The sequence below is a fragment of the Sutterella massiliensis genome (assembly GCF_016899755.1).
Taxonomy (GTDB): Bacteria; Pseudomonadota; Gammaproteobacteria; order Burkholderiales; family Burkholderiaceae_F; genus Sutterella; species Sutterella massiliensis.
Window position 1 is genome coordinate 1 of the sequence record NZ_JACJJC010000541.1, and the last position, 236, is coordinate 236.

Annotated in this window: 1 pseudogene; it reads left to right on the forward strand. The window is 48.3% G+C overall.

Going from position 1 to position 236, the window contains the following annotated elements:
* Positions 1-236, forward strand: a pseudogene (locus H6A60_RS14685) (hypothetical protein); the annotation flags it as partial.

The window sequence follows — 236 nt, forward strand, 5'->3', positions numbered from 1 at the left end:
GTTCTATGGCGGGCCATCAGCTGCTTATTTCGCCACACGGGATGAATACAAGCGCAATATGCCAGGAAGAATCATCGGCCTCTCGAAAGACAAATATGGACATGTATGTTACCGGATGGCTTTACAAACACGAGAACAGCACATCAAACGTGAACGGGCAACATCGAATATCTGTACAGCTCAGGCACTGCTCGCTACCATGGCGGGTTTTTATGCTATATGGCACGGTGCAAAAG